This window comes from Pseudomonas sp. NPDC089408 (assembly GCF_044749445.1).
Lineage (GTDB): Bacteria > Pseudomonadota > Gammaproteobacteria > Pseudomonadales > Pseudomonadaceae > Aquipseudomonas.
In genome coordinates this window covers 1-17643 of the sequence record NZ_JBIVHY010000015.1, presented here as the reverse complement: position 1 = coordinate 17643, position 17643 = coordinate 1, and the positions used below count along the sequence as shown (strand labels likewise).

Below are 17643 nucleotides of genomic sequence, written 5' to 3'. Positions count from 1 at the left end.
AATGACAAGACGACTCGCCAGAGCGCGCATGTTTACCGTGTGCCGTGCAACTGCGGCCCTGACCGTGTGGCTGATAGCCAACAGCGCCGCTGCCAGCGACGTGCAAGCAGACAAGGACAGGCTGCTCGACAGCCTTGTCGGGCAGATGACCTTGCAGGAAAAGGTCGGCCAGTTGCGCATGGAGTACGCCAGCGCTGGCCCAAATCCACAGGCAAAGCTAGACAGCATTGTCGACGGGCATGTCGGCGCCATGTTCACCTCCCCCGCTGCCAGCCAGGCAAGCCTGCGCGAACTGCAGGAGGCAGCAGCCCAACGCAGCCGCCTGCACATTCCGCTGTTTTTTGCCGGGGATGTCCTGCACGGCCAGCAGACGATATTCCCTATCAGCCTGGGCCAGGCTGCCAGCTGGGACTTGCAGGCGATCGGCAAAAGCGCCCGGATAGCCGCGCGCGAAGCCACCGCCATTGGCCTGGACATGACTTTCGCCCCGATGCTGGACATCAGCCGCGACCCACGCTGGGGCCGGATGTCGGAAGGCTATGGCGAAGACACCTATCTGACGTCGCGCATTGCCGAAGCAGTGATACCGGCATTACAGGGGCCGACATTGGGAGCGAGGGATAGCCTGATGGCCTGCGTCAAACATTTTGCCGGCTACGGCGCGGTGGAAGGCGGTCGCGATTACAACACCACGGACATGAGTGCACGGCGCCTTGTGCAAGACTACCTGCCGCCCTTCAAGGCCGCCGTCGATGCCGGAGCCGGCGCTGTGATGACCGCACTGACCAGCCTCGACGGGGTGCCGGCGACCGCCAACGGCTGGTTACTGCACGACATACTGCGCCAGCAATGGCAGTACAACGGCCTGGTCATCGGTGACCACGGCGCCGTCGAGGAGTTGATCGCCCATGGCGTGGCCGAGGATGGTGAACGGGCCGCACAGGCGGCATTCACTGCCGGCACGCAGATGAGCATGAGAGACCGCTACTTCGCGTACGGCCTACCTCGCCGGGTCACGCTGGGGGAGGTGACAGCGCAGCAACTCGACAGCGCCGTACGCCAGGTGCTGGCTACCAAGTACGAACTTGGCCTCTTCGATGACCCTTATCGCCATCTACAAGGCGCCCCGGCAAACCAAGACCAACGCTTGCACCGCGCCCAGGCCAGGGACATGGCGCGTCGCTCGCTGGTATTGCTGAAAAATCACGATCAGACACTGCCGTTGAGCCGGCATGCACGCATCGCCCTAGTCGGCCCCTTGGCCGACAATGCCGTGGATATTCTTGGCAGTTGGCACGCCAACGGCAAGCCAGACCAGGCAGTGACGTTGCGCCAGGGGCTGCAGAGTGGCCTGGCTGGCAAAGCAACGCTGCTGTATGCAAAAGGGGCAAACATCAGTGACAACCCGCAGGCATTCGCCCTGCTTGCAGACAATCAGGTCAGCTTCGACCCACGCCCAACTGAAACCATGATTGCCGAGGCGGTGACCGTCGCCCGTCAGGCGGATGTGGTGGTAGCGGCGCTGGGCGAGGCCCGCGGCATGTCACACGAGGGCGCCAGCAGGACCGACCTGAACCTGCCGGGGCAGCAACGTGCCCTGCTGCGCGCGCTGAAAGCGACCGGCAAACCCCTGGTGCTGGTGCTGATGAATGGCCGGCCGCTGACCATCGGCGACGAAAGCCAATGGGCCGACGCCGTGCTGGAAACCTGGTTCAGCGGCAGCGAAGGGGGTAATGCCATTGCTGATGTGCTGTTTGGTGAATACAACCCGTCCGGCAAACTGCCGGTGACGTTCCCGCGCAGCGTTGGCCAGATCCCGCTGTACTACAACCATCTCAATACCGGCCGGCCGTTCGATCCGGCAAGGCCATCCGTCTACCGCTCGCGTTACTACGACATCGACGATACGCCGCTCTACCCCTTTGGCTACGGCTTGAGCTACACCGACTTCAGTGTCTCGGCACCACGTTTGTCCAGCGCACGCCTGCAGCCCGGGCAGGCTCTGCAAGTACAGGTAACGGTGCGCAACGAGGGCTTGCGCGCAGGGGAAACCGTCGTGCAACTGTACATTCGCGATCGCAGTGCCTCGGTGAGCCGCCCCGTTAAAGAGCTGAAAGGCTTTGAGAAGCTGGCCCTCGAACCCGGCCAGGAACGTCAGGTGACGGTGCAACTTTCCCCCGCTGCGCTCAGTTTCGTTGACCGAAACTTGCGCTGGGTCAGCGAGCCCGGCTGGTTTGATGTGATGGTCGGGCTGGACTCGCAAACCGTGCAGACGGCCAGCTTTGAGCTGATGCCCTGAAATATTGCGACCAATCAGGTTCGCGAAAACCTGATCCTGTTGCGCTGCCACTTGTGTGCAGGCTGTGATTGCTGCGTGTGCCTGTTCTGGCCTCTTCGCGGCTAAAGCCGCTCCTACAATGGAAACGTAGCCTGTTGTAGGAGCGGCTTTAGCCGCGAAAGGGCCGGAGCAGGCGCTGCATCACTCGAAACCGAACAACGCCCGAGCGGTATCCACCAACAGCGCCTGGCGCAGTTCAGCCGAACAACCCAAGGCTTCGAACTGTTCGACAGCAGTGGCATAACTGACCGCCGTCTCATGCTGGGTGTGCGGCCAGTCGCTGCCCCACAGCAACCGCTCAGCCCCGTAATGTGCCTCCAGCGCACACAGCGCCGAGCGGGCGAATGCCAGGTTTTCCTCAGGCGAGCCCTCCAGCCGATAGATCCCCGACACCTTTACCCACACCTTGCCCTGCCCGCCCAGGGTCAACAGCTCGGCAAACCCGGGCTGCCCCAGCCCACGGCGGGCATCGGGCCGGCCAAAGTGGTCAATGACGATGTCCAGGCCATAAGGTTGCAGCGCCTGCACCAGTGTCGGTATGTCCGCCACCTGCCGATGCAATTCCAGGTGCCAGCCCTGCTCGCCAATACGCTCCAGCAGCGGCCGCCATTCGGCACCGGCCAGTTCGGGCAGCGCCTGGCCCATAAGGTTCAGGCGAACACCCCTTACGCCCAGCCGGGCCATTTCATCCAATGCCTCACGCTCGACGTCGCGCTCCAGCATCACCACCCCGCGCAGCTGCCCCGGCACGGTCTGCAGGGCGCTGAGCAGGTAGCGGTTGTCGGTCCCGAGGAAGCTGGGCTGGACCAGTACGCCATGGCTGAAACCGTGGGCCAGCAGCTGGCCCAGGTAGTCACCCAGTGGCGCATCGTAGCTGGGCGCATAACGTCGTTCGCTGGCCAGGTTCAGCCCACGGCTGAACACGTGGGCATGGCTGTCAATGGCGGTCAGGTGTAATGCAGGAGCGTCAGGCATGGTTCTCATACAAACAAGGTCAGGTTACTTGGCGACCGCGCCGGCCATTTCCGGCGCAGGTGCAGATTCAAGGTTGCGCCCGCGAGTCTCCGGCAGGCACAGGGCAGCGATCACGGCCACGCCATAGGCAATGCCGGCGTCGATGCCGATGGCACTGCCCAGCGACATCGACTCACTCATGTGGCCGACCAGGAACGGGAACACGGCCGACAGCACGCGGCCGAAGTTGTAGCAGAAGCCCACCCCGGCGCCGCGCACTTCAGCGGGGTACAGTTCATTGAAGAACGCCCCCAGGCTGGCCGGGATACCGGCGGCGAAAAAGCCCAGCGGGAAGCCGAGGAACAGCATCTGCGTGTTACTCAGCGGGAAGAACACGTAGGCCTGCACGGTCAGCACGCAGCACAGGGCGAACAACAAGATGTTCTTGCGCCGGCCGATGCGGTCGATCAGCAGGCCGCTGACCACGCAACCGCACCAGAAGGCCAGAATGATCACCGCCAGGTAGCCCCCAGAGTTCAACACCGACAGGTTGCGCTCGGTCTTGAGGAAGGTCGGCAGCCAGGTCATCACGGCGTGGTAACCACCGTGGGCACCCAGGCCAAGCAGGCCGCCGAGCAAGGTCACGCGCAGCAGTTCCGGGCGGAAGATCCCGGCCATGGACTGGAAGAAGCTGATGGGGATGGCGTTTTCTTTCTGCAGGCGCTGGAAGCTGTCTGGCTCGGGCACATTGCGGCGCACCCAGATGATCAGCAGCGACGGCAACAGGCCGACGAAGAACATCACCCGCCAGGCGAACTCCTGCGGCACCAGCGAGTAGATCAGCGTGAACAGCGCCACCGCCAGGCCCCAGCCCACGGCCCAGGCGCTCTGCACCGTGCCCATGACTTTGCCGCGGTATTTCGGGTTGATGGTTTCGGCCATCAGCACTGCACCGGCAGCCCATTCGCCACCGATGCCAAAGCCTTGCATGGCTTTGACGAACAGCAGCGGGTAGAAGCCGGTGACGAACGCCGAGAGAAAGGTAAAGCACGAGAACCAGAGGATCATCCACTGCAAGGTGCGCACGCGGCCGTAGCGGTCGGACAGGGTGCCGCCCAGCCAGCCGCCGATGGCCGAGGTCACCAGAGTAAGGCCACTGATCAAGCCGGCATCGCCCTTGCTCAGGGAGAACGCGGCGATCAGCGCGGGGATGGCCAGGCCGAACATCTGCACTTCCAGCGCATCGAGCGACCAACCGCCGAAGCAGGCCCAGAACGTCTTGCGTTCCCGTGAGGTGATCTGGCGATACCAGCTGAACATGGTTGTTATCCTTGTAGTCGTGTGTGTTACGGCCGGGCGTGCCGAAGTGCTTGGCGCGCTGGCGACCGGGCAGGCGAAGCCACTGCGCCGTGACAGCACGGCGCATACGGGTAAACGGGTGCAGCGGCCGGCTTAGCGGATGTCGATGCGGTAGCGGAAGTGCTGCGCATGGCCGCGCGAGCGGCGCCATTCCAACGGCTTGCCGGCGTAGTCACGGGCCAGGCGCTCGATCACCACTACCGGGCTGTCGGCCGGAAGTTGCAGCAGGCGGCCATGCACGGCGTCAACCGCTTCGGCGGTCAGGGTCTCTTCGGCGTAGGCGACGACCTGGCCGCACAGCTCTTCGTAAATCGGGTACAACAACGGGCCTTTGCTGTTCAACTCCACATCGAGCAGCGGCTGGAAGGTCTGGCGCGGCAGCCAGATTTCTTCGGCCAGCACCGGCTGGGCGCCGAGCAGACGCGTGCGGATGATGCGGATGACGTCGGCTTCAACCGCCAGGCCCAGTGCCGCAGCCACGGCCGATGGCGCGGCGAGCGGCTCGATGGAAAGGATGCGGCTTTCTGGCACCAGGCGCTCGCCGTTGGCGGCTTCGAAGCGGAAGAAGCGGAACAGCGAAGACTGGAACTGCGGGCGGCGGATGAAGGTGCCGCGGCCCTGCTGGCGCTCCAGCACGCCTTCGGCCACCAGCACATCGACAGCCTTGCGCACGGTGCCGACCGACATGTCAAACTCGGTGGCCAGGGCGGCTTCGGTCGGGATCGCCTCGCCTGGGCGCCAGCGGTTGTTGGCGATCTGCTCGACCATGTGGTCGCGCAGCTGTTGGTAGCGGGGCAGTCGAGCATCACCGGTCAATGGGTGCATGGGTCTCGCTCTCGTCTTGTTATATAAACATATATATGAATTTGGCAGAGTATTCCTCTTGGCTGGCGGGCTGTCAATCCTCCGCCGGTCGCCGGGTCGGTGCGATCCCTTGTAGGAGCGGGTTTACCCGCGAACACGGGCGCAGCCCGTGCCAGGCACCGCGCCGCCTGCTTCGCGGGTAAACCCGCTCCTACAAGGGATCGCGCAGGCATTTGAATATTGCTTATGCTTGAACCCGGCAAACCAGAACAACAAGGACGTGGCAATGCTCGCCGCCATCAAACGCTACCCGCACACCGTTCGCCTGCTGCTCACTACCACCTTCATTCTCACCGTCGCCCGCGCCCTTACCCTGCCCTATCTGGTGGTGTACCTGGCCGACAATTTCCAGCTGCCGATCAGCCAGATCGGCCTGCTGATCGGTGGCGCGCTGATCATCGCCTCGCTGCTGAGTTTGTATGGCGGCCACCTGGTCGATACCTTGCGCAACCACACGCTGGTCAGCGCCAGCACCCTGCTGTTCGCCCTGGCCTTCGTCGCGGCGGTCGCCAGTTCATCAGCGCTGCTGTTTTTCCTTTGCCTGGTGCTGATCAACCTGGCCCTGGCAGTGGTCGATATCGCCACCAAGGCAGGCTTCTGTGCGTTGCTGCCGGTGGAGGAGCGCGCCGAGGTGTTCGCCATCAAGTACACCCTCAGTAACGTCGGCTACGCCGCCGGCCCGCTGTTGGGCGTCGCCATGCTGGAGCTGAACGACCACATGCCGTTCATCGCCTCTGCCCTGCTTGGCCTGGCCATGTGCGTGGCCTACTGGCGCTATGGCGACCGTAGCCTGCAGGCTCGTGCGGACAAGCCAGCGGCCGGTTTCAGCCAGGTGGCGCTGGGGCTGGTGCGCGACCGGCGGCTGGTGTGTTTCACCCTGGGCGGGGTGCTGAGCGCGGTGGTGTTCGGCCAGTTTACCGCCTACCTGTCGCAGTACCTGGTGGTTACCAGCAGCCCGGCCGAGGCGGCGCGGCTGGTCGGCTACCTGGTGACCACCAACGCAGTGACGGTGATTGCCCTGCAGTACCTGATTGGCCGGCGCATCAGCCGCCAGCGCCTGATGCCTTGGCTGCTGGCCGGCATGGGCCTGTTCATTGCCGGGTTGCTGGGCTTTGCCATGGCCGGCTCGGTGCTGGCCTGGTGCCTGGCCATGCTGGTGTTCACCCTGGGCGAAATCATCGTGATCCCGGCCGAATACATGTTCATCGACCTGATCGCCCCGGATCACTTGCGCGGGGTGTATTACGGTGCGCAGAACCTGTCCAACCTGGGGGCGGCATTGGGGCCGGTGATGGTGGGGTTTGCCTTGGTGCATGTGTGGCCGGGGGTGATCTTCTACCTGCTGGTGTTGTCGGTGATACTGGCGGGGGTGTTTTATGGGTTTGGTACCCGTAGGGGTTGATGTTGCCTGTGCTGGCCTATTCGCGGGTGAACCCGCTCCTACAACGACATCGTTCCCCTGTAGGAGCGGGTTTACCCGCGAATAGGCCGGTACAGGTTAATGAAGATGCCCCCTGCGACCCCCTGCCACTGCGACCATCGTCGGCGCTGACGAAGCGGCACCTGCGTGCCAGACTGATTGATCGGGACCGCGTTATCTTTTTGCTTCGGAGTCTTCATGTCGTTGTCCAGCGGGCTGATCGCCGTGGTCGCCCTGGCCTATATGGCCGTCATGTTCGCCATCGCCTTCTATGGCGACCGCCGCAGCACGCCGTTGCCGCCGAAGCTGCGTGCCTGGGTGTACAGCCTGTCGCTGGCCGTGTATTGCACCAGCTGGACATTCTTCGGTGCCGTCGGCCAGGCCGCCGAACAGCTGTGGGCGTTCTTGCCGATCTACCTGGGCCCGGTGCTGCTGATGGTCTTCGCGCCCTGGGTGCTGCAGAAGATGGTGCTGATCAGCAAGCAGCAGAACATCACCTCAATCGCCGACTTCATCGCAGCACGTTACGGCAAATCGCAGAGCCTGGCGGTTGTGGTGGCACTGATCTGCCTGGTCGGCGTGTTGCCGTACATCGCCCTGCAGCTCAAGGGTATCGTGCTGGGCGTGAACCTGCTGATCGGCGCCAACGCCGACGCCACCGGCACCCGCGTGCAGGACACCGCGCTGGTGGTATCGCTGGTGCTGGCATTGTTCGCCATCGTCTTCGGCACCCGCAGCCTCGACGTGACCGAACACCACCGCGGCATGGTCCTGGCCATTGCCTTCGAATCGCTGATCAAGCTGCTGGCCTTCCTGGCCGTGGGCATCTTCATCGTGTTCAACCTGTACGACGGCTTCGACGACCTGTTCAGCCAGGCACGCCAGTCGATCCACTTGCAGGACTACTGGCAGGAAACCATCAACTGGCCGTCGATGGTGGTGCAGACCGCCGTGGCGATGATGGCAATCATCTGCCTACCGCGGCAGTTCCATGTCACCGTCGTGGAGAACATCGAACCCCAGGACATGCGCCTGGCGCGCTGGGTATTTCCGATGTACCTGGTGCTGGCGGCACTGTTCGTGGTGCCGATTGCCCTGGCCGGGCAGATGCTGCTGCCGGGTACGGTGATTTCCGACTCGTTCGTCATCAGCCTGCCACTGGCCGAAGCGCACCCGAGCCTGGCCCTGCTGGCGTTCATCGGCGGCGCTTCGGCAGCCACCGGCATGGTCATCGTCGAGGCCGTGGCGCTGTCGACCATGGTTTCCAACGACATGCTGCTGCCGTGGCTGCTGCGCCGCAACAACGCCGAGCGGCCGTTCGAAGCGTTCCGTCACTGGATGCTCTCGGTACGCCGGGTAACCATCGTGGTGATCCTGCTGCTGGCCTATGTCAGCTATCGCCTGCTGGGGTCCACCGCCAGTTTGGCGACCATCGGCCAGATCGCCTTTGCCGCCGTGACCCAGCTGACCCCGGCCATGCTCGGCGCGCTGTACTGGAAGCAGGCCAACCGTCGCGGTGTGTTCGCCGGCCTGGCCGCGGGTATATTCCTGTGGTTCTACACCTTGGTACTGCCGATTGCCGCGCACAGCCTGGGCTGGTCGCTGCAGCTGTTCCCGGGGCTGGCGTGGTTGCACGGCAACCCGCTGGACCTGCCGATCAGCCCGTTGACCCAGGGCGTGGTGCTGTCGCTGGCGGGTAACTTCACCCTGTTTGCCTGGGTTTCGGTACTGTCGCGCACACGGGTTTCCGAGCACTGGCAGGCCGGCCGCTTCATCGGCCAGCAAACCAGTGCCCGGCCCAGCAGCAAGCCACTGCTGGCGGTGCAGATCGATGACCTGCTGACCCTGGCCTCGCGCTTTGTCGGCGAAGAGCGCGCCCGGCAAAGCTTCATTCGCTTTGCCTACCGCCAGGGCAAGGGTTTCAACCCCAACCAGAACGCCGACGGTGACTGGATCGAGCACACCGAACGCCTGCTGGCCGGTGTGCTCGGCACCTCGTCGACCCGCGCCGTGGTCAAGGCCGCCATCGAAGGCCGCGACATGCAGCTGGAAGACGTGGTGCGCATTGCCGACGAGGCCAGCGAGGTGCTGCAGTTCAACCGCGCCCTGCTGCAAGGCGCCATCGAAAACATCAACCAGGGCATCAGCGTGGTTGACCAGAACCTGCACCTGGTAGCCTGGAACCGCCGTTACCTGGAGCTGTTCAACTACCCCGACGGGCTGATCAGCGTCGGCCGGCCGATTGCCGACATTATCCGCTACAACGCCGAACGCGGGCTGTGCGGCCCGGGCGAGGCGCAGGTGCATGTGGCGCGACGCCTGCACTGGATGCGCCAGGGCCGTGCGCACTCTTCCGAGCGCCTGTTCCCCAATGGCCGGGTGATCGAGCTGATCGGCAACCCGATGCCGGGTGGCGGCTTCGTCATGAGCTTTACCGATATCACACCGTTCCGCGAAGCCGAACAGGCCCTGCGTGATGCCAACGAAGGCCTGGAGCAACGGGTGGCCGAGCGTACACACGAGCTGTCGCAGCTGAACCAGGCACTGTCCGAAGCCAAGAGCCAGGCCGAAGCGGTCAGCAAGTCCAAAACCCGCTTCCTGGCTGCAGTCAGCCATGACCTGATGCAACCGCTGAACGCCGCACGGCTGTTCTCTGCCGCCTTGTCGCAGCAGGCCGAAGGCATGAACGAAGAAGCCCAGCAACTGGTACAGCACATGGACAGCTCGCTACGCTCGGCCGAAGAGCTGATCAGCGACCTGCTGGACATCTCGCGCCTGGAAAACGGCAAGATCACCCCGGATGCCAAGCCGTTCGCCCTCAACGAACTGTTCGACACCCTGGGCGCCGAGTTCAAGCTGCTGGCCGCCGAGAAGGGCCTGGAGTTCCGCCTGCGCGGTAGCCGCCTGCGCGTGGACAGCGACATGAAACTGCTGCGCCGGGTGCTGCAAAACTTCCTGACCAATGCCCTGCGCTACGGCAAGAGCCCGATCCTGCTGGGCGCGCGCCGCCAGGGCGAACGCCTGTGGCTGGAAGTATGGGACCGTGGCCCGGGCATCGCCGATGACAAGCTGCAGGTGATCTTCCAGGAGTTCAAGCGCCTGGACAGCCACCAGACCCGCGCCGAGAAAGGCCTGGGCCTGGGCCTGGCGATCGCCGACGGCCTGTGCCGGGTACTTGGCCACCCACTGGAAGTACGCTCGTGGCCGGGCAAGGGCACGGTGTTTCGCGTCAGCGTGCCGATTGCCCGCCAGGCCGCCCCGGCAGCCGCCGCCCCGGTGGAGCAGGCAGGCCAGCCACTGGCCGGTTTACAGGTGCTGTGCGTGGACAACGAAGACAGCATCCTGATCGGCATGAACAGCCTGCTCAGCCGCTGGGGCTGCCAGGTGTGGACTGCGCGCAACCAGGCCGAATGCGAAGCCTTGCTGGGCAAAGGCATGCGCCCGCACCTGGCGCTGGTGGACTATCACTTGGATGACGGCGAGACCGGCACCGGGCTGATGGGTTGGCTACGCGCGCGGCTGGGCGAACCGGTGCCGGGCGTGGTGATCAGTGCCGACGGCAGCAAGGAAACCATCGCCCTGGTCCATGCATCCGGTTTGGATTACCTGGCCAAGCCAGTCAAGCCAGCGGCCCTGCGCGCCCTGCTCAATCGCCATCTGAGCCTGGTTCAGTAACCGCTTCGTCGGGCAGCGCCTCGTCGGACAGCGCCCGCTCCAGCAGGTCGGCGGGCAGGCTCTTGCTGGCACGGGCCCCCAGCAGCTTCAGTTGTTCGCTGCGGCTGACCAGGTTGCCGCGCCCTTCGCACAGCTTGTTGCGCGCCGCAGCGTACGCCTTGTCCACCTGTTGCAGGCGGCTGCCTAGCTCGTCCAGGTCCTGGATGAACAGCACGAACTTGTCGTATAGCCAGCCGGCACGCTCGGCGATTTCGCGGGCGTTCTGGCCCTGGCGTTCCTGCTTCCACAGGCTGTCGATCACCCGCAAGGTGGCCAGCAAGGTGGTGGGGCTGACAATCACGATTTGCCGGTCGAAAGCTTCCTGGAACAGGTTCGGCTCGGCCTGCAGGGCGGCCGAGAAGGCCGCCTCGATGGGCACGAACAGCAGCACGAAATCCAGGCTGTGCAAGCCTTCGAGGCGGTTGTAGTCCTTGCTCGACAGGCCTTTGACATGGCTGCGCAGCGACTGCACGTGCTGCTTGAGCGCAGCCTCATCGTTGCCCGAAACAAACTGTTGGTAGGCAGTGAGGCTGACCTTGGCGTCCACCACCACCTGCTTGTCGCCGGGCAGCATGATCAGTACATCGGGCTGGAAGCGCTCGCCGTCAGCGCTCTTCAGGCTGACCTGGGTCTGGTACTCGCGGCCTTTTTCCAGGCCGGCATGCTCCAGCACCCGCTCAAGAATCAGCTCACCCCAGTTGCCCTGGGTTTTCTGGCCTTTCAAGGCCTGGGTGAGGTTAGTAGCTTCGTCGGACAGGCGCAGGTTCAACTGTTGCAGGCGCTCCAGTTCCTTGCCCAGCGAGAAACGCTCACGGGCTTCCTGCTGGTAGCTCTCCTCGACGCGTTTCTCGAAGGACTGGATACGTTCCTTGAGCGGGTCGAGCAACTGGCCGAGGTGTTGCTGGCTGGTCTGGGCGAAGCGCTGCTCGCGCTCGTCAAAGATCTTGGTGGCCATGTCGGCGAACTGAGCGCGCAGGGTGTCACGGGCTTCCTGCAGGTCTTCCAGGCGCTGCTGATGGCTTTCCTGCTGCTCTCGCAGTTCAGCCTCCAGGCGTGCGGTTTGCGCTTCCAGGCGGCGCAGTTCGGCTTCGCGGTTGGCGCGTTCGAGGCTCCAGGCGTGGGCGGCGTCGCGGGCGTTGTCGCGCTCGATCTGCAGCAGCTCCAGCTCGCGGCCCTGGGCGGCCAACTGGGTCTGCTTGATGGTGTTGGCTTCGCTAAGGTCGCTGACCTCGTCGCGGCTGGCGTCAAGCTGCGCCTGCAGGCCGGCCTGGGCCAGCTGGGCGGCATTGAGGCGCTCTTCGAGCAAAGCCTGCTCGCCTTGCCGTGCGCCCTGGCGGCGCTGCACCTGCATGACCCACCCTAGGCAAGGTAATGCACCTGCCACCAAGCCCAGCAGAATGCTGGCCAGATCCACTGTCATGCTTACCCCGATCGCTCTGATGCAAATTGAGTGCAGCTTATCAGCCTGGTGCTTGCCGCAGCATTTACTTCGCCTGGTAAATCGCGCGCCGCCCGCGCGGCGCTTCGCGGCGCAAGGCCGCTCCCACATCTGTTTCGGGCCAGTTAATCCTGTGCCAGAGGCGCGCGCCCCCTGGTGCATGGCTGGATATCGATGAAGGGCAGTTGTGTCCCCTCGATATGGCATGGAACAAACAAGGCGGACAGCGGAAGCCTCACAGGATGGACTGGCCCGAAACAGATGTGGGAGCGGCCTTGTGCCGCGAAGCGCCGCGCGGGGGCGCTCGATCTCACAGGCGCTGAAAATGTTCAGGCGATCACCTAAGCAACACACCCCTCAACCAGAAAACCACTGCCGCAACAGCCGCCGCGCTTCCTGAGACCCCTGCCCCGCCGCCAGCTCCAGCCAATACCGCGCCTGCTCCGGCTCGCTTTGCTGGCACAACCGCGCATATTCCAGCTGCGCACGCCGGTCCCCGGCACGGGCGGCCTGGCGCAGCAGGTCATGGCCGATGCGCCGGTCGCGGGCATTGCCGCAGTCACGGCATAGCATCTGCCCGAGGCGGCTTTGCGCGACCACTACGCCCTGGCGCGCCGGCTGTTTCAACAGCCGCCCGGCCAAGTGTTTGATCTGGGGCTTGTCACCCAGGCGCGGGCTATCAAGCAGCCACAAGGCCACTTTCAGGGAAAACCGTTTGCCGGGAGGTGCGGGTGTCGAGACAGCGGGGCTGGCGAGGTGTTTACTGCGGAACTTCATGAGCAACAGGTTTGGCAACTCGAAAGGCGCGCCACTCTACTCTTTTTTTTTCGCCCTGACCCGTCGATTTATGGAGGATTGAAAAATAATTTCAATGATCTTTTCTTGACGTTTTCGGGTGCATGACCAACCGGTCTATCGGCGCATAAGGATTGTCGGACAGTTCACCCCGTTGCTGGCACACCCGTACTAGAGCAAGCGCCCGGGACAATCCACAGTTCCTGTGGATAACTCGGTGGACAACCCCCTTACATACCCCGCAAAGCCCCGCGAATTGGGGGCTTCGGTCAAACTGACGATTTTTTCACCAGCTAAGAAAAGTGTTTTTTTTCATTGACTTAACCGTCCAGTCAAGGCATTGGCGAAGCGGGTGTGAGGTGTTGCCAAGCTGTTACAGGCGTTGCCCCGAATGTGAACAAGTGCCCCATCAACCTTCAATTGAGTGCACGAAAAGCGTACATCAGCGTGGATACGGGCCATTTGCCCCCTCTTCCCAGCGGCGCAATTACGCGCCATACTGCGCGGCTCACCTGATCAAACGTAGCGCTTGCCAAGCACCTGCGCTTTTGTTAAGGTGCGCCTCGTTAGTACCAAGCTGAAAGTCAATTCGGGCCAAAACGTCCTTGCAGACCCCGCTCCTCCCAAGAGTCGCGCTGCTGAAACCAGGACCGGCCAATTCGATGATTCACTCGCCAGCCTTGCGCTGTTCAAGCACGAATCACGTGACAGATTGATCAGGATTCCACTCGACGGCCTAGAACCTTGGCCCCGGCGTGCTGCCTGCCCTCTGAAGTACCTACCAGTCAGCCCAAGCGCCCACCTTTGATTGCGCTCTCTCTGGCTGCCCTGTTCCAGTCAGGTTCGTTCGTCCCTTAATAAAGACGTCACTGGAACGTTTCTATCATGCACGGATCATAACCCCCGTGTTTAAAGCAGGAACCTCCAACAATATGCAAACTCATCATAAAATTCAGGCTGCCATTGGCACCCTCTCCCAGGCCTTCTCGCCGTTGAAGTGCCTTATCGTTGCACCACGCAAGGGCAGCTTCAGCTTTACCCTGGTAGACGAACACGGCGTCGCCCGCCACACCGAGCGCCTGTACCCTGAACAGTACAGCCGCAATGAACCGCTGCAGGCGGTGATCGCCCGGACACGCCAGTCGCTCACTGCGTGAGCGGCGAATACCGCGGCATTCAAGCGCTGAATCGTCCCATCGCAAGCCTGCCTGAACGTTCTTGGCATAATTGCCTTAGGGCATATAGCCCGGAATCTCAGGCAGTAATCGATTTAAAAACAGCTCTTTACACCACGATTATCACACTACACTTCAACTCGAGCGGTGCTTGCCGCTTCCGGCGGGCCTGATCATTCACCAGCTGCCAAGCTCCAGCGCCCGTCCGGCCCTTTACTGCTCGAGGGCATCATGGGTATCGCGGCGAATGAATTGTGTCAGTATGTGATCCGACCCACCCTGGTCTACCTGAACCGTCACTGCGCCAGCGCCGAAGCCTTGTTGCTGGGCATTGCCGCCAGCCAGTCGGCACTCGGCTCAGCCCTGCATGACCGACGCGGGCACGGCCTGTACCGTATCGGGGAGCATCGCCACCAGGCGCTATGGGACGATTACCTCGCCCGTGACCCCGACCTCGCCAGCATGATCCGCGGCCTGGCCAGCCAACACGCCTTCCTGGGCGGCCCGCACCTGGAACTCACGGTCAACCTGCGCTACTCCACTGCCATTGCCTGGATGCTCATCGAAGAGCAGGCAACGCCGTTACCGGCCGTTGACGATTTGTTGGCACAGGCACGGATCTGGCGACAGATTTTCAACCCCCAAGGCCGCTTACGCGACTTCACCCATGCCTGGCATGCCTGCATAGATCAGAAATTACCCCAGGCATCTTAAGACACGTCCTACAGCTTTACCGGAAAAAAGGGAATTTTGGTCGGATTGTCCTACAAAAACGCTCTATCTCCTGCGATTGAGGCTATAGCGCGGCGCGTGATTTGTTGGTAGCTTTTCGCCCCGGAGATCCCAAGGAGTTTTCTAATAATGAAAAAAGTAATGCTCAAAACCTCCCTAGCCGTTGCTGTCACCCTGGCATCCAGCCAACTGTTCGCTGCGGGCTTCGCCCTCAACGAGCAAAGCATCAGCAGCATGGGCACAGGTTTCGCGGGACGTTCTTCTTCTGCCGAAGATGCCAGCACCGTGTTCGGCAACCCTGCCGGCATGTCCCGCCTCAAGCGCGAACAAGTCACCGTGGGCGGCGCCGCCGTCATCGCCAAGACCGACATCTCGGGCCCGGGCAGCAACCTCGGGGGGGAAACCGATGGTGACATGGTGCCGTTCGTTGGCGTCCCCATGGGTTACTACGTCAAGCCGATCGACGACCACTGGAGCGTCGGCTTCGGTATCTACGTACCGTTCGGCCTGGTAACCGACTATGGCAGCGATGACGCCGCCCGTTACTGGGGTAAAAAGAGCCACGTTCAGGTCGTCACGTTCCAGCCAACTGTCAGCTATGCCTTCAACGACAAGGTCTCGATCGGTTTCGGTCCAACCATCAACCGCATCGAAGGGGAACTGGGCTCTAGCCTGATCAACCCGTTCACTCCGGGCCGTAATGACGGCGAAGTGAAGATCAAGGGTGACGATACTGCCGTTGGTTACAATATCGGCCTGCTGGTGCAAGCCACCGACCGCACGCGTGTAGGCCTGACCTACCACTCGATGGTCGACTACAAGCTAGAGGGCAAAACCCGCGTCAGCACCCCGCTGATCGGGCCGTTCAACGGCAACAAGTTCGACGCCACGCTGAAGATCAAGACGCCGGAATCGGTTGACCTTTCGGTTACCCATGAACTGGACGACCAGTGGACTTTGTACGCGGGCAGCACCTGGACGCGCTGGAGTCGTCTGGAAAACATCACCGTGCAGAACGATGTCCCGGCACCACTGGCAGGTTCTGCGTTCCAGACCATTACCGAAGAGCAGAACTGGCATGACACCTGGGCACATGCCATTGGTGCGTCGTACAAGGTCAACAAGGAGTGGGTACTGCGTACCGGCTTCACCGTCGACCAGTCGCCGACCAACAACCATGACCGTTCGCCACGCATCCCGACCGGCGACCGCAAGGTCTTCAGCCTGGGTGCCGGCTGGAGCCCGAACGACGACATGACCATCGACGTGGCCTACTCCTACCTGTGGGAAGAGGACACCAAGGTCAATCTGGTCAGCGCGACCAAGGGCAGCTACCAGGCCAAGTACGAGAACAGCGCTCACGGTATTGGTGCGTCGCTCACCTACCGCTTCTGATTCGTACGCGCCCTACCAAAAAACCGCCCTCGTGGCGGTTTTTTCATGCCTGCACCTGCCAGCTGTCCCCGAGGCTTTCGCGTAGATAGTCCATGAACACGCGGGCCTTGGTGGTCATGGCAAAGCGGTCGACCAGGCACAGGTAGATGTCCATCGGTTCGGTCTGGGCGTAAGCCTGGCCGCTGTCGCTGTACTCGAACAGCGGTACCAGTGCGCCAGAAGCAAGGTGCGGCCGCACCATGAACTCGGCCAGGCGGGTGATGCCGCCGTCGTGCAGGGCCATCTGGGTCAGGGCATCGATGTCATCGCTGATGAGCACGCTGCCGAAAACCGGCTCAAATCGCAGCCCGTCACGCATGAACCCCCAACGCAGGAAGCGGCCATCCACCGGGTAGCGGAACACCAGGCAACGGTGATCGCGCAACGCCTCGGGCGTGGTCGGCACGCCGGCGCTTTGCAGGTAGCCGGGTGAGGCACAGCACATGAACGGGATACGGGCGATGTGCCGGGCCAGTAGCTGGTCTTCCAGTTGCGGGGTAATGCGCAGGCTGACGTCGACGTCTTCACGGGCATGGTTGACGCGGCGGTCAGTCGTTACCAACTCTATCGAAAGCAGTGGATAACGGGCGCTGAATGCCGGTATCAATGGCGCCAGGACGTGGCGACCGAAGGCTGAGGTCGAGGCAATGCACAGCCGGCCCTGGGGTTCACTGTCGGGGGTGGTAACGGCCTGCTCGGCCTGGGCCAGGTCGCGCTCGATATGGCTGACGCGCTGGTAGTACTGGGCACCGGCTGGGGTAAGGGCCATGCTGCGGGTGGTACGGCTGAGCAAGCGCACGTGCAGGTGGCTTTCCAGGCGGGCCAGGTTCTGGCTGACTGCAGCCGGGCTGAGGCCGAGGTTTCGGGCGCCGGCGACGATGCTGCCGGCTTCGACCACCTTGATGAAACAGCGGATGGCGTTGAGCAGGTCCATGGGGAGGCTCTTTGGATTCGTAAGGATTTCTTTATAAAGAACTCAATCCTGCTGGTCTACTGCTGCCGTTGAGCGCGTTGTTAACCTGCACCTCCACTGACCCTTCAGGAGTTTGCATGAGTAACCTGTCCCAAACGCGCAGCCGCCGTAAATTACACCCAGGTGCCACGCCTTATGTGTTTGCTTTCTACATGTCGTCGATCATGGCGCTGTTGATGTGCTTCGTGATCACCGCGGCGAATGGCGGGGTGACCCCGGAGTATCTGAGCAATGTGTTGAAGGCTTACCAGTTGGCGATGCCGGTGGCGTTTGTCTGTGTGTTGATGGTGAGGCCGGTGGTGGTGAGGTTGGTAGCGTTTACGGTGCATACGAAGTAACGCCGGTCTCGGCCCTTGATCTTGATCTTGATCTTGATCTTGATCTTGATCTTGATCTTGATCTTGATCTTGATCTTGATCTTGATCTTGATCTTGATCTTGATCTTGA

Annotated in this window: 14 protein-coding genes; 7 read left to right on the top strand and 7 right to left on the bottom strand. The window is 62.5% G+C overall.

Translation table 11 applies throughout. The features are described from left to right. Positions 1-28: 28 nt before the first annotated feature. Positions 29-2299 (top strand): beta-glucosidase BglX, encoded by a 2271-nt coding sequence (gene bglX, locus ACIP02_RS21100; protein WP_400620307.1) that lies wholly within the window; start codon positions 29-31, stop codon positions 2297-2299. Positions 2300-2479: 180 nt separating this feature from the next. Here the strand turns inward: bglX and ACIP02_RS21095 are convergent, their stop codons facing one another. The 3 genes from ACIP02_RS21095 to ACIP02_RS21085 all read right to left on the bottom strand — a co-directional run bounded on the left by ACIP02_RS21095 (position 2480) and on the right by ACIP02_RS21085 (position 5476). Continuing rightward, a complete protein-coding gene (locus tag ACIP02_RS21095) occupies positions 2480-3313 on the bottom strand; it encodes an amidohydrolase family protein (RefSeq protein WP_400620093.1) in 834 nt (277 codons plus the stop codon). 24 nt (positions 3314-3337) lie between these two features. Continuing rightward, positions 3338-4612, bottom strand: coding sequence for an MFS transporter (locus tag ACIP02_RS21090; protein WP_400620090.1), 1275 nt, complete (start codon positions 4610-4612; stop codon positions 3338-3340). Between the two features lie 132 nt (positions 4613-4744). Continuing rightward, entirely contained in the window at positions 4745-5476 is a 732-nt protein-coding gene (locus ACIP02_RS21085) for a GntR family transcriptional regulator (RefSeq protein WP_400620088.1), read from the bottom strand. Between the two features lie 265 nt (positions 5477-5741). On the opposite strand from ACIP02_RS21085, the gene ACIP02_RS21080 reads away from it, so the two are divergent. Both ACIP02_RS21080 and ACIP02_RS21075 read left to right on the top strand, forming a co-directional pair. Next, the gene (locus tag ACIP02_RS21080) at positions 5742-6917 is read left to right on the top strand and encodes an MFS transporter (RefSeq protein ID WP_400620085.1); all 1176 of its coding nucleotides are present in this window, start codon (positions 5742-5744) and stop codon (positions 6915-6917) included. Positions 6918-7133: 216 nt separating this feature from the next. Further along, positions 7134-10610: a NahK/ErcS family hybrid sensor histidine kinase/response regulator gene (locus ACIP02_RS21075; RefSeq protein ID WP_400620082.1), complete on the top strand. Its 3477-nt coding sequence runs from the start codon at positions 7134-7136 to the stop codon at positions 10608-10610. Here the strand turns inward: ACIP02_RS21075 and rmuC are convergent. After that, on the bottom strand, positions 10582-11955 hold the full coding sequence (gene rmuC / locus ACIP02_RS21070; protein WP_400620304.1) for a DNA recombination protein RmuC: 1374 nt from the start codon (positions 11953-11955) through the stop codon (positions 10582-10584). The genes ACIP02_RS21075 and rmuC overlap by 29 nt on opposite strands. Positions 11956-12444: 489 nt before the next feature. Next, on the bottom strand, positions 12445-12864 hold the full coding sequence (locus ACIP02_RS21065) for a tetratricopeptide repeat protein (RefSeq protein WP_400620079.1): 420 nt from the start codon (positions 12862-12864) through the stop codon (positions 12445-12447). Between the two features lie 950 nt (positions 12865-13814). On the opposite strand from ACIP02_RS21065, the gene ACIP02_RS21060 reads away from it, so the two are divergent. The 3 genes from ACIP02_RS21060 to ACIP02_RS21050 all read left to right on the top strand — a co-directional run bounded on the left by ACIP02_RS21060 (position 13815) and on the right by ACIP02_RS21050 (position 16184). Continuing rightward, entirely contained in the window at positions 13815-14039 is a 225-nt protein-coding gene (locus ACIP02_RS21060) for a hypothetical protein (protein WP_201206973.1), read from the top strand. A 249-nt stretch (positions 14040-14288) separates the two neighbouring features. Beyond that, positions 14289-14771 carry a hypothetical protein gene (locus ACIP02_RS21055; RefSeq protein WP_400620076.1) on the top strand — a complete coding sequence of 161 codons (483 nt, stop codon included), beginning with the start codon at positions 14289-14291 and terminating at the stop codon, positions 14769-14771. A 147-nt stretch (positions 14772-14918) separates the two neighbouring features. Further along, positions 14919-16184, top strand: coding sequence for an OmpP1/FadL family transporter (locus tag ACIP02_RS21050; protein WP_400620073.1), 1266 nt, complete (start codon positions 14919-14921; stop codon positions 16182-16184). Between the two features lie 43 nt (positions 16185-16227). On the opposite strand, the gene ACIP02_RS21045 is transcribed toward ACIP02_RS21050, so the two are convergent. Then, complete coding sequence (locus ACIP02_RS21045; RefSeq protein ID WP_400620070.1) at positions 16228-17157, bottom strand: LysR family transcriptional regulator; 930 nt, start codon at positions 17155-17157, stop codon at positions 16228-16230. A gap of 116 nt (positions 17158-17273) precedes the next feature. On the opposite strand from ACIP02_RS21045, the gene ACIP02_RS21040 reads away from it, so the two are divergent. Next, complete coding sequence (locus ACIP02_RS21040; protein WP_400620068.1) at positions 17274-17534, top strand: DUF2798 domain-containing protein; 261 nt, start codon at positions 17274-17276, stop codon at positions 17532-17534. On the opposite strand, the gene ACIP02_RS21035 is transcribed toward ACIP02_RS21040, so the two are convergent. After that, a partial coding sequence (locus ACIP02_RS21035; RefSeq protein WP_400620065.1) for a hypothetical protein occupies positions 17441-17643 on the bottom strand: 203 nt, incomplete at its 5' end. The two genes, ACIP02_RS21040 and ACIP02_RS21035, sit on opposite strands and share 94 nt — an antisense overlap.